The following is an 11,777-nucleotide window of genomic DNA, read 5'->3' on the forward strand; positions in this document are numbered from 1 at the left end:
ATGCTCCCTTCCCCCCTGACGATCGACGTCCGGCAGGGGGCCATCTCCTCCCTCGGCGCGGTCCTCGCGGACCGCCGGATCGCCACCGAGGGGCGCGTCGCCGTCGCGGTCGGCCCCGGACAGGGCGCCCAGATCGCGGCCGGCCTCGACCTGCCCAACTGCGAGGTCTTCCGGGTCGAGAACGGCAGCATCGACGTCGCCACCGAGCTCGGTAAGAAGCTGCGGTCCGGCCACTACGAGGCCGTGGCCGGCATCGGCGGCGGCAAGACCATCGACGTCACCAAGTTCGCCGCGTCCATGGCGGGCATCCCCATGGTCGCGGTGGCCACCAACCTGGCCCACGACGGCATCGCCTCGCCCACCGCCTCACTCGAACACGAGAGCGGCAAGGGCACCTACGGCGTCGGCATGCCCATCGCCGTGGTCATCGACGTCGACTACGTCCGCGCCGCCCCGCAGCGCCTCGTGCGTTCGGGGATCGGCGACGCCATCAGCAACTTCTCGGCCATCGCCGACTGGGAGCTGGCCGGGCGCGAGCAGGGCGAGCCGGTGGACGGAATGGCCGTCACCTTCGCCCGGGTGGCCGCCGAGGCGCTGCTGCACCGGACGGACTCGGTGGAGTCCCAGGAGTTCCTCACCGTGCTGGCCGAGGCGCTGGTGCTCAGCGGCATGGCGATGTCGGTCGCCGGGTCGAGCCGCCCGGCCAGCGGCGGCTGCCACGAGGTGCTGCACGCCATCGACCAGCTCTTCCCGGGCACGAGCAACCACGGTGAGCTGGCCGGGATCGGCGCTCTGTTCACCTATTTCCTGCGGCAGAAATACCTGGGCGAGGGCGAGCGGCGGATGCGCGACATCCGCGCCTGCCTGCTCCGGCACGAACTGCCCATCCTCCCGGGCGATGTCGGCTTGGATGAGGAGGCCTTCGCGCGCGCGGTGGCCTACGCCCCCTCGACCCGGCCGGGCCGCTACACCATCCTGGAGCATCTGGCCCTGGCGGATGACGAGATTCGACGGAGCGTCGGTGAGTATGTCGAAACCCTCGGTCGCTGACGTCCGCGCGGGAGGGCAGCCCGAGGGCATCAAGCAGCGCGTCAACGAGGAGCACTGGGCGGGCCGCCTCTACATGCGGGACGTCTCGCCGTACGTGAGTACGGTGTTCGTCCGGCTGGGTGTCCCCCCCAACGCCATCACCTACCTGATGATGGCGTTCGGCGTGCTGGCCGGAGTCACGCTCGCCTTCGGCGGGCTGTGGTCGGCGCTGGCCGCGGCCGTGCTCATCCAGGTCTACCTGCTCCTCGACTGCTCGGACGGCGAGGTCGCCCGCTACACCCAGCGCACCAGCGTCGCCGGGATCTACCTCGACCGCATCGGGCACTACCTATCCGAGATCGCGCTGCTGATCGGCCTGGGCATCCGCGCCCAGGGCGAGTTCGCGGCCGGCGGCTGGGTGATCGCCGGGATGGCGGCGGCGCTGGGCGCCGCGCTTATCAAGGTCGAGACCGATAACGTCGTCGTGGCCCGCGCTAAGGCCGGACTGCCGGAGAAGATCCCGGACTCGGCTCTGGCGCCGCGCTCGGCCGGGCTGGGCCTGGCCCGCAAGGCCGCCGCGGCCCTGCGTTTCCACCGCGTCATCCAGGCGGTCGAGCTCTCGCTGCTGGTGGTGGTCGTCGCGATCGCCGACGCGGTCCGCGGTGACCTGCTGGCCACCCAGGCACTCGTGGTCGCCTGCGTCGCCGTGGCGGGGTTGCAGACCGTGCTGCACCTGGTCAGTGTGTTGGCCTCGCGCCGCCTCTCCTGACCCTCGGCGCCGGTCCCGCACGCCGCGGGACCGGCGTCTTCCCCGAAATCCGAGATCATCCGTGGTCACGCTCCGTAGAATGCGTGCACGAGCGGTGAGCATCGCTTTTTATCTCTCGGTTAACCTCACCATGCGATGGTCAACGCTTCAGACCTGTGTCTCCTGACGTTCACGAACGGTTCTCATGAGTAGTCCCGCTTCCTCCAAGGCCCCCGCGTCGGGCTCCGCCCCCGGGCCGGAGCCCTCCGGACCGACGCCGGCCGAAGCCGCCGCCTCCCGTACAGTTGACGGCAACCTGGACGGTGCTGGTCGGGGAGGTATGCAGAAGATGAAGATCTCCTGTGTGCTGCTGACGATGGGGAACCGTCCGGCCGAGCTGCGCCGCGCGATCAACAGCGTGTTCGAGCAGCGGGGCGTCGACATCGACGTCACCGTCGTGGGCAACGGCGCCGACCTGCCGGAACTGCCCAAAGACGTGGCCGCGGTGCGGCTGCCGGAGAACGTGGGCATCCCCGAGGGCCGCAACCTCGGCGTCCAGGAGTGCCGCGGCGACATCATCCTGTTCCTCGACGACGACGGCTGGTACCGCTCGCCCGATCTCGCCCGACACGTGCACGACGCGTTCGCCGCCGACCCCGGCCTGGGCGCGATCTCCTTCCGTATCGCCGACCCCGACGGCGGACCCGACCAGCGGCGGCACGTGCCGCGGCTGCGGGTAGGCGACGCGCAGCGCTCCAGCCGGGTCACGACCTTCCTCGGCGGTGCGTGCGCGATCCGGCGCACCGCGTTCGAGCAGGGTGGGGGCCTGCCCGGCGAGTTCTTCTACGCGCACGAGGAGACCGACCTCGCCTGGCGGATCATGGACGCCGGCTTCCACATCGTCTACGACGCCGAGGCCGTGATGTACCACCCGGCGGTGGCGCCGACCCGGCACGACAACTTCTACCGGCTCAACGCCCGCAACCGGGTCTGGCTGGCCCGGCGCAACCTGCCCTGGCCGCTGGCCGCCGTCTACCTGGCGAACTGGGTGGGCATCACCGTCCTGCGGGAGCGCAACGGCGCTGCGCTCCGCGCCTGGTTCCGGGGGTTCATGGAGGGGTGGCGCGAGGACGCGGGGCCGCGCGCGCCGATGAAGTGGTCCACCGCGTGGCGGATGACCCGCACCGGCCGCCCCCCGATCATCTGAGGACACCCGACCTACGACACGAGAAGGGCTTCGGACCGCACACCGCGGTCCGAGGCCCTTCGCCGAGATCAACGGAGGGACGGGGGAAGAGAGCGGTGGGGCCGGCCCCACCTACAGCTCGGTGACGACGTCGTCGTACTCGAAGCGGGGGAGGCGCGGGAAGGCCGGCTGCCCCTCGGCCGGTGTGCCGATGTTCACCACGACGAGGCTCTTCTGGGAGCCGTCGGCGAAGAACTCCCGGTCCACCGCTTCGGCGTCGAAGCCGGACATCGGTCCGGCGGCCAGTCCGGCCGCGCGGATGCCGATCAGAAAGTAGGCGATCTGCAGCGTCGCGTTGAGCCGCCCGTTGGCGTCGCGGGCGGCCTCGTCGGCGAACATGCCCTTGATCATGTCCCCGCGGCCGGGGAAGACCTCCTCGCCCTTCTCATGGAAGGCGGTGTCGAAGGCGAGGATCGCGACGAGCGGGGCTGCGCGCGTCTTGCCCTGGTTCGACTCGATCATGTGCTGGACCAGGCGTTCGCGGCTCTCGGCCGAGCGCACCAGCGTCACGCGCAGCGGCTGGGTGTTCAGGGAGGTCGGGCCGTACTTGACCAGGTCGTGGATGGCCCGGATCTGCTCCTCGGTGACCGGCTCGTCGGTGAAGGCACCGACCGTGCGCGCGTCGCGGAACAGAAGGTCCTGGGCTTCCTTGGAGAGTTCGAGCCGCTCGGCGGTGTCGCTCATGGCATCCCTCGTGGGTCGCGGGGACCGTGGACTTCACGGTCGATCGGACCCAACTCTTCTTCCTTGGAAAGTATTCCGGTGGGGTGGGCGCGTGTGACGCACGCAATGCCACAGATCAGGCCGTGCCGTCGGAAACCGCCGCGTCCACCACCGGAAGCCGCTGCGGCGCCCGCACGGCCGCGCTCTGCCGCGGGACCTGCTCGGGGTCGTCGGCCATCTGGCGCCAGTGGCCCGGTGTGGCCTTGACCCACTCCTCCAGCTGGCGGACGAACACGTCGGCGTGGACCGGCCAGTGGAAGGCCGTTCGCGCGATCTCGTGGCCGGTGCGCGCGAACCGGTGGCGCAGGGCCGGGTCCGAACGCAGTCGCAGGACCGCTTCAGCCGCCGCTTCGGCGTCGCCGAACGGGACCACCATGCCGCAGTCGCCCTCGGGGCGGCCGGAGACCAGATCCTCCGCCACGGGGTTGGGGGTGGTGATGACCGGCAGGCCGTGCGCCATGTACTCGACGACCTTCGTGGGCAGCGAGTGCCGGTAGTTCGGGGCGTCCCGCAGCATGCAGATCCCGGCCATCGCGCCGCTCACCATGCGCAGCGCCTGGTCGTTGGGGACGAACCCGTACCAGCGGATCGCCTCGTCCCGCTGGGCCTGGCGGAGCATCGGCCGGATCTCCGGGTCGGCGGCCCCGATCACCTCGACCCGCACGCCGCGCGGCCGCAGCAGCCGACCCAGCTCCACCAGCTCGGCCGCGCCGCGCGCGGCCGACAGCTGCCCCAGGTAGACGACCCGGTCGGTGCCGGGCTGGCGCCCCGGGCGCTCGGGAACGTAGGTGGTGTTGGGGACGACGGGGTGCGGCAGCGCGAACCGGTCGCGGTAGCCCTCCTCGGCCAGGATGAGCTGCATCCGGTGCTCGGCGCGGCGCTCGCAGGCGCGGACGACCGGCCCCAGCGGGCGGCGCAGCGGTCGGGGCAGCCACGGCTTGGTCAGCACCGAGGCCGCGGTGTCCTCATGGACGTCCCAGACGGTCACCGGGCGGTTCCGGGGCAGTGCGAGCAGCAGCTCGGGGTCGTGGAAGAGCAGGACATCGGCGCTGGGCGCGTGTTCGGCCAGGAGGCGCCGGGCGGCCCGCAGCGAGTGCAGACGCCGCCGTCCCGCCGCCCTGGGCACGTCGATGGCGGTCAGTTCCGGCCACGGAGTGACCCCGCGTTCGCGGAACGGCGCGATGTAGGTGACGGTGTGTCCGGCGTCCAGCAGGGCGCGGATCTGGCGGTGCAGGATGCGCGCGTCCTCCGGATGGTGGACCACAGTGGCCACGACAGCGTGCATATCCGATTTCACCTGCTTCTTGTAGCCACAAAGGGGCCTAGACCAACATTCGCGCGAAAAGGTGCGAATGTCCGCGTGCCACGCTATGCGGCTAGGGAAACAACAGGTGAAAAGTCGGGTTACGGACAGACGTGAGGGGGGTGAATGACCCTGTGCCGATGTCGCCGCGTCTGGCCGGAAAGCACGGATATGCCCCGGCATGGGACGTCATCGCCGGGTCAAATTGCCCCAATTTTTGGCGATTCCTTGCCTTCGGTGCCGCGGGTCCGCGAGGCGCGAGGGAGATGGGGACGGCAACGGCCCCGGACCGCCACGGGGCCGGGGCCGGGGAAAACGCTGTGCGGCTGCCCTAGAGGAACGCTGCCCTAGAGGACCTGGATGCCGTCGCGGGTGATCGGGCTGGTGGTGCGGCGGCCGTCGCTCTCGTCGGGGTCGAGGCGGCGCAGCACGCCGCGGGTGTCGAGCAGCAGGCGGGCGCGCTCGGTGAGCAGCTTGGGCCGGTAGTCGGGGTGGTCGGTGAGCAGGATGGTGAGGTCGGCATCGGCCAGGGCCTGCTCCAGGTTCTCCGCGCGCGGGACCCGCTCGCCGTTGACCCACCACTCGTCGACGTGCGGGTCGTGGTAGGTGAGCGAGGCCCCCTTGGCCGCCAGCTTCCGGGCCACCGGGCGGGCCGGGGACTCGCGCTGGTCGGCGATGCCGGCCTTGTAGGTGACGCCGAGCAGCAGCACCTTGGACCGCGACAGCGCCAGCCCGCTGTCGTTGAGCAGCTCCTGGGCACGCTGCAGCACGTAGGTGGGCATCCGGGCGTTGATCTCCTGGGCCAGTTCCACGAACCGGAACGGATAGCCCAGCGTCTTGACCTTGTAGGAGAGGTAGTTCGGGTCGATGGGGATGCAGTGCCCGCCGACACCCGGCCCCGGGTAGAACGCCTGGAAGCCGAACGGCTTGGTGGAGGCGCAGGCGATGGCGTCCCACAGGTCGACGCCGAGCTCCTGGCAGAAGATCGCCATCTCGTTGACCAGCGCGATGTTGACGTGCCGGTAGGTGTTCTCCAGCAGCTTGGCCATCTCGGCCTCGCGGGTGCCGCGCGCCTGGACGACCGAGTTCACGAACTTGCCGTAGAAGGTGGCGGCGAGTTCACCGCAGCGCTCGGTCATGCCCCCCACGACCTTGGGGGTGTTGGCGATGCCGAAGGCCGGGTTGCCGGGGTCGATGCGCTCCGGCGAGAAGGCGAGGTGGAAGTCGGCCCCGGCGACCAGTCCGGACTCCTCCAGGATCGGGCGCACGACCTCCTCGGTCGTGCCCGGGTAGGTGGTCGACTCCAGGATGACCAGGGTGCCCGGGCGCAGCCGGGTGGCCACGGACCGGGCGGCCGCCGAGACGGCGCCCAGGTCGGGTCCTCCCTCATCGGACAGCGGGGTGGGAACGCAGATGACGATGGTGTGGGCACCGCTCAGGACGTCGGCGTCGGTGGTGGCCCGGAACCCCGCGTCGACCATCTCGGCGATGTCGCTGGGCTCCAGGTCGTCGATGTGCGACTGTCCGGCGTTCAGCCCGTCGGCGACCCGCGGGCTGACATCGAGCCCGGTGACCTGGAGGCCGACGCGGCTCGCCGCGTGCGCCAGAGGCAGGCCGACATATCCGAGGCCGATGACGACCAGGTCGGACGTAGAGGTAGCGACATCCACAGGGGGTCCCCCTCGGGTTCTCTTTTTCGGTGCGGAATATCGAGGTAGCGATCGAGGACTTCCGAATACTGACTAGACGCCCGAGGGTACTTCGCGGCTGGTCTCGATTACAGACCGTGGCCTAGTTCGGACACTTTTCAGATAACTGCCTCATAAGCCTCGATATAGCGGTAAGCGGCCGCTCGCCAGGTTCGGGCATTCCCGACCCGCTGGCGGCCCGCGAGACCGAACGCCTCTCGCGTTTCACGACTGTAAGCCAGCTTTTCCAGCGCGTCCGCTAGACCTTCCGAGTCGTCCGGAGAAATTAACTCACCGGTCATCCCTGGTTCCACGATCTCGCGCAGCGCCTCGACGTCGCTGGCCACGACGGGGAGGCCCCCGGCCATCGCCTCGACCGGCTTCAGAGGGGTGACCAGCCGGCTGACACGCGCATCGCGCCGCGGCACAACGAACACGTCCAGGACCGCGTGGTGGCGCCGGACCGCCTCCGCCGGAACCCGGCCGGTGAAGTGCGCGGCCCCGCCGAGCCCGGCCGCCGCGGCCCGTTCGCGTAGCGCCCCCAGTTCCGGGCCATCGCCCACGATCAGCAGGTGCGCCGGAATCTCGCGGCGCCGCAGCTCGGCCACGGCGTCCACCAACGTGTCGAGCCCCTCGTAGCCGTAGCAGCTGGTGGTGGTCCCGGCCACGAAGTCCTCGGGGCCGATGCCCAGCTCACGGCGGAGATCGGCACCGTCGGGCAACGGATCCAGGAACGCCTCGTCCACCGCGTTGGGCACCACGGCGACCCGCTCCGGGGCGATACCGCGTGCCACGATGTCGGCGCGCATCGTCTCACCCAGCGTCACCACGAGGTCGGCCGCCTGCATGCACGCGGTCTCGCGGGCGCGCTCGGCCCGGTAGTAGGCGTCGTTCACGCTGCGGGACGGATCGCGCGACAGCCACGACTCCTCCAGGAACCCGCGCACCTCGTAGACCACGGGCAGGCCGAAGCGCTCGCGCAGGCTGAGCGCCAGGCGGGCGTTGAGGTGGTTGCTCGCCGCGTGCAGCACGCGCGGGCGCAGCCGCTCGACCAGCGGGGCCGCGCGGCGCAGCCCCGCGCGCAGCGCCCGGGCGTCGTCGGCGGGCGCGATCCACGGCAGCAGGCGGTGGTAGGGCACGCCGTCGACGTCCACGCGGGGACGCGCGTCCCAGACGCCCTTGGTGAGCGGGTAGCCGGGCCGGGTCACCACGTGCGGGTCGAGCCCGGCCGCGCGCTGGCCGAGCGCGATGCGGTGGGTTCGCTGGGTGTATCCGGCGTTCGTGTGCGGCAGCGCGTTGGTGACGACGTGCAGCACGCGGAGGCCGTCGGTTGCGTATCTCCCAGCGTTCATCGTGTCGTCGCGTCGCGTTTTCTGCCCCGGCGTTACCGTGATGTCGTGCCGCTGGTTGGGGAGAGCGTGGTTGGGGAGAGCGTCAGAGGCGTCGGCGGGGACGGCACGTCCCCTCGTGACGTCCAACCGGTGCGCCAACCGGGCGCGGCGCGGGCCTTCGGGCAGCCGGTCCAGCAGTTCCTCCACCAGGGCGGGTTCCTCGATGGCCAGGGCGAACGCCGCCATGCGGGTGAGCGAGCCGGGGGCGGCGCCCGCGGCGGCGTCGCGGATCGTCCGCAGCGTCTCGTCGCGGCGGCCGGCGTCCCACAGGGCGTAGGCGTGGGGCAGCGTACCGAGCCGTCCGGCGGCTGCGCGGATGCGTCGGCGGACACCTCCCGGCAGCAGCCGCAGGGCCAGCAACGGCATCCGGGCGGGTTCGGTCCGCAGGTGCCGCCAGGTCAGGGTCGCGGTGAAGGTCGCCGCTTTCAGGGTGTTGCGCACGGTGGGACATGGAATCACGCCGGAGTGACCTGCCGGTGACGCCACGGCGTCCAGCGTTGGTCAAGATCGATTCGTCTTCGAAGGGAATGTGATGTCGTCAGTCGGGACCGAGGCCGCCGAGGTCGTGCACATCGTCGGTGCGCGGCCCAATTTCGTGAAGGCGGCACCCGTGGTGGCGGCCCTGGAGAAGCGGGGCGTCCGGCAGTCGGTGGTGCACACCGGTCAGCACTACGACGACCGGATGTCGGCGATCTTCTTCCGCGAACTGGGACTGCCGCGGCCCGACGTCGACCTGGGCGTGGGGTCCGGTTCGCACGCCGAGCAGACGGCCGCCCTTATGGTGGGCCTGGAAAAGGAGTTCATCTCCCGTTCACCCGGACTGGTCATCGTCTACGGTGACGTGAACTCCACGGTCGCCGCCGCGCTCGTCGCGGCCAAGCTGCACATCCCCGTTGCCCACGTGGAGGCGGGGCTGCGGTCGTTCGACTGGACCATGCCGGAGGAGGTCAACCGTCGCATCACCGACCAGCTCTCCGACATCTGCTTCGCCACCAGCCCCGACGCCGTCGGCCACCTGGCCCACGAGGGCGTTGCGACCGACCGCGTCCACTTCGTGGGCAACCCCATGATCGACACTCTCCTGGGCAACCTGGACCGCTTCGACACCGCCGAGCTGGGCAGGCGCCTGGACCTGCCGGACACCTACGTCGTGGGGACCCTGCACCGCCCGGCCAACGTCGACGACCCCGAGATCGTGGCGCGCCTGACCAAGCGCCTGCACGAGGTCGCCGATCAGGTGGACGTGGTCATGCCGGTGCACCCGCGCGGGCGGCGGGCGTTCGACGACGCGGGACTGGGCGGCCACCCGCGGATGCGGCTGCTGGAGCCGCTCGGCTACATCGACTTCGTCACCCTGGTACGCGGCTCTGCCGCCGTCATCACCGACTCGGGCGGCGTGCAGGAGGAGACCACCATCCTCGGCGTGCCCTGCCTGACCCTGCGCCCCAACACCGAGCGCCCCGTGACCATCACCCACGGCACCAACCGGCTCGTGGTCGACGCCGAGCTCCCCGGCCTCGTCGGCGCGATCCTGGCGGGGCAGGGAACCGGAACCGCCACCGTGGCCGACGTCCCCCCGCTCTGGGACGGCCACGCCGGAGAACGCATCGCCACCATCCTGGCGAACGGCGCCGCGACACGATGACACGCGCACCCCGCCACCGATCCCCTACCGTTCGACACCGCAAGGCAGGATGACATCCGTGAAACGGCGTGAACAGAGCCAGACCGAACAGCTGCGGCAGGCGCTCTCGGAGAGAGAAGCCCAGTTGCGGGAAGCACAGGCCCGCCTCGCCGCCCTGGAAGGTTCAACGTCCCTGCAGGTCGGGCGGGCACTGACCGCAGCGGCCAAACGGCCCGGGCGCGGCCTGGTCCGGCTGCCGCGCGACCTGTTCCGGCTGTGGCGCAAGAGCGGCACCACGCGGCAGAGCGCGGGCGGGCGCCGCAGGCCCCAGCCGGTGCGCTCCTACGACGCCGAGCGCCAAGAGGCGCGGCTGCTCGCCGGCAACATCGGCAACCGCGACGACCGCCTCGTCGTCGCCGGGGTCCTCTCGCCCGAGGTGCACGCCGCCGTCGAGCCCTACGTGCGCGTCATCGCGCTGCGCCCGCAGGACGCCCAGGTCGTGTTCGAGTCCGTCGACGTCGACGCCGTCCTGGTCTCGGCCTCCGCGGCGGCCACCGGCAGCCTGTGGGCCCACGTCGGCGACCCCTCCTCCGGCGACCGCACCCGCGCGCTGAACTGGCTGGTCGAGGCCGCCGCGTCGCGCGGCGTGCCGTCGATCCTGCTCAACGACGCCCCCGCCCCGCCCGCGCTGGCCACGCTGCCCTTCGACCTCGTCCACGATGGCGGCGTCGGCGTTCCGCTCCACCGGTTCAACCCGATCGCGGCCGAACCGGAGCGCCAGGCCGACCCCGTCCACCTGCCGTCGGTCGGCAACAGCGGCGTCGTGGCCAACCGGCTCGTCGACATGCTCGTCCGGGACAGCGGCCTGCGCCGCGCCGACCCCGGGTGGGCCGAGGAACCCGCTACGCTGCGCGCCGCCAGCACCGTGGTCGTCGATGACCCCGCCCTGGCCGACCGCGCCATGGCGTGCGGCGCCCGCGCCCTGCTGCTGGGCGGCTCACCCGAGGAGGACGCCGAGCCGCCGAACGGCGCCGGGCGCGCGCCGGGCAGTGTCCGGGTTCCGGTCGACGCCTCGGCGCTGAGCTCGGGCGCGGCGGCCGAGGGGCTCGCCCGCGTGCGCGCCGCCGGTCCGCTCAGCCCGGAGGAGCTGCGGCTGGTGCTGCGCTCGGTGTTCCTCACCGACGCCACCCCCGTCCGGCTCGCCGACATCCTCGGCCGGGTCGACTTCGCGCCCGGCTCCGGCAGTCCGTCGGCCTCGCTGCGGATCCGCCAGGTCTCGGTGCTCGCCGCCCCGGCGGACGACATCACCGCGCTGGCGTTCGCCGACGATATCCTCAACCAGGAGTACGCCCCGGCCGAGATCGTGCTGCCGGACGGCGTCGACCACCTCGCCGGGGTGGCGCGCCTGCGGTCCGCGGGCATCCCGATGCGGACCGTGCGGGGGATCGACACGGACGCGGAGTCCGGGAGCGCGCCCGGCCCCGCCGCGTGGGCCGCGCTGGCCCGCGGGGCGACCTCTCCGTGGGTGGCGCTGTGGCGGGCGCCCAGAGGCGCGGCGTTCCTCGCCGACGTGCTGTGCGCCGCCGAATGCTCCGGGGCCGACGCCGTCGGCCCCGCGGTGCCCTGGTGGGGGAGTGGCGCCCCGGCGTCCGCCGATGGCGGCGACGGCGGCAGCGCCATCGATGACGCCGTGGCCGGCCAGGACTATGTCTTCGTCAGCGCCATCGAGCCGGATCTGGCGCGCACGCAGCTGGTCCGGCGCGGTCTGCAGCCAGGGGTGTGGAACCGGCACGGGGCGCGGCTGCTCGCCCTCGGCCCCCAGCCCGACGCCGATCGGGAGGCAGAGCCCGGCCAGGTGGGGAGCACGCCCGATGCGGGGTGAGCGGACGGCGTCGACGCGCACGAATGAAGAGTCAGCGGCCATACATCCGTGTCCGCCCCGCTCCGTCGAGCACGGCGGCCGCGCAGGCGTCACCCGGGGTGAGCCCCGGGGACGGGTCTTGAAGGGAAACACGTGACCGACCA

Annotated in this window: 9 protein-coding genes; 5 read left to right on the forward strand and 4 right to left on the reverse strand. The window is 71.8% G+C overall.

The annotated features are described in order from the left end of the window. The 3 genes from ABD259_RS12730 to ABD259_RS12740 all read left to right on the forward strand — a co-directional run bounded on the left by ABD259_RS12730 (position 1) and on the right by ABD259_RS12740 (position 2,984). Positions 1–1,050, forward strand: a complete 1,050-nt coding sequence (locus tag ABD259_RS12730) for an iron-containing alcohol dehydrogenase family protein (RefSeq protein WP_344102264.1) — start codon at positions 1–3, stop codon at positions 1,048–1,050. Further along, positions 1,028–1,798 carry a CDP-alcohol phosphatidyltransferase family protein gene (locus ABD259_RS12735; protein WP_344102262.1) on the forward strand — a complete coding sequence of 257 codons (771 nt, stop codon included), beginning with the start codon at positions 1,028–1,030 and terminating at the stop codon, positions 1,796–1,798. Before ABD259_RS12730 ends, ABD259_RS12735 begins: the two co-directional genes overlap by 23 nt. Before the next feature lie 328 nt (positions 1,799–2,126). Then, positions 2,127–2,984, forward strand: a complete 858-nt coding sequence (locus tag ABD259_RS12740; protein ID WP_344102259.1) for a glycosyltransferase family 2 protein — start codon at positions 2,127–2,129, stop codon at positions 2,982–2,984. 111 nt (positions 2,985–3,095) lie between these two features. On the opposite strand, the gene ABD259_RS12745 is transcribed toward ABD259_RS12740, so the two are convergent. The 4 genes from ABD259_RS12745 to ABD259_RS12760 all read right to left on the reverse strand — a co-directional run bounded on the left by ABD259_RS12745 (position 3,096) and on the right by ABD259_RS12760 (position 8,569). Further along, positions 3,096–3,707, reverse strand: a complete 612-nt coding sequence (locus ABD259_RS12745) for a malonic semialdehyde reductase (RefSeq protein WP_344102130.1) — start codon at positions 3,705–3,707, stop codon at positions 3,096–3,098. 115 nt (positions 3,708–3,822) lie between these two features. Continuing rightward, entirely contained in the window at positions 3,823–5,031 is a 1,209-nt protein-coding gene (locus tag ABD259_RS12750) for a glycosyltransferase family 4 protein (protein WP_344102128.1), read from the reverse strand. Positions 5,032–5,396: 365 nt separating this feature from the next. Then, entirely contained in the window at positions 5,397–6,719 is a 1,323-nt protein-coding gene (locus ABD259_RS12755) for a nucleotide sugar dehydrogenase (protein ID WP_344102126.1), read from the reverse strand. 137 nt (positions 6,720–6,856) lie between these two features. After that, positions 6,857–8,569, reverse strand: coding sequence for a glycosyltransferase family 4 protein (locus tag ABD259_RS12760; RefSeq protein ID WP_344102123.1), 1,713 nt, complete (start codon positions 8,567–8,569; stop codon positions 6,857–6,859). A 91-nt stretch (positions 8,570–8,660) separates the two neighbouring features. Here ABD259_RS12760 and wecB point away from each other — a divergent pair, with 91 nt between their 5' ends. Together wecB and ABD259_RS12770 are read left to right on the forward strand one after the other, a co-directional pair. After that, positions 8,661–9,773: a non-hydrolyzing UDP-N-acetylglucosamine 2-epimerase gene (wecB, locus tag ABD259_RS12765; protein ID WP_344102120.1), complete on the forward strand. Its 1,113-nt coding sequence runs from the start codon at positions 8,661–8,663 to the stop codon at positions 9,771–9,773. Between the two features lie 58 nt (positions 9,774–9,831). After that, on the forward strand, positions 9,832–11,634 hold the full coding sequence (locus tag ABD259_RS12770; protein WP_344162483.1) for a hypothetical protein: 1,803 nt from the start codon (positions 9,832–9,834) through the stop codon (positions 11,632–11,634). The last annotated feature ends 143 nt before the right edge of the window (positions 11,635–11,777 follow it).

The sequence above is a fragment of the Nocardiopsis rhodophaea genome, assembly GCF_039530945.1.
In the GTDB taxonomy this organism is placed as follows: domain Bacteria; phylum Actinomycetota; class Actinomycetes; order Streptosporangiales; family Streptosporangiaceae; genus Nocardiopsis_C; species Nocardiopsis_C rhodophaea.

What these genes read in the sequence shown, in the direction of transcription:
- ABD259_RS12730 (WP_344102264.1), top strand. Translation starts at nt 1, where the DNA reads ATGCTCCCTTCCCCCCTGACGATCGACGTCCGGCAGGGGGCCATCTCC.
- ABD259_RS12750 (WP_344102128.1), bottom strand. Translation starts at nt 5,031, where the DNA reads ATGCACGCTGTCGTGGCCACTGTGGTCCACCATCCGGAGGACGCGCGC.
- wecB (WP_344102120.1), top strand. Translation starts at nt 8,661, where the DNA reads ATGTCGTCAGTCGGGACCGAGGCCGCCGAGGTCGTGCACATCGTCGGT.
- ABD259_RS12745 (WP_344102130.1), bottom strand. Translation starts at nt 3,707, where the DNA reads ATGAGCGACACCGCCGAGCGGCTCGAACTCTCCAAGGAAGCCCAGGAC.
- ABD259_RS12740 (WP_344102259.1), top strand. Translation starts at nt 2,127, where the DNA reads ATGAAGATCTCCTGTGTGCTGCTGACGATGGGGAACCGTCCGGCCGAG.
- ABD259_RS12735 (WP_344102262.1), top strand. Translation starts at nt 1,028, where the DNA reads ATGTCGAAACCCTCGGTCGCTGACGTCCGCGCGGGAGGGCAGCCCGAG.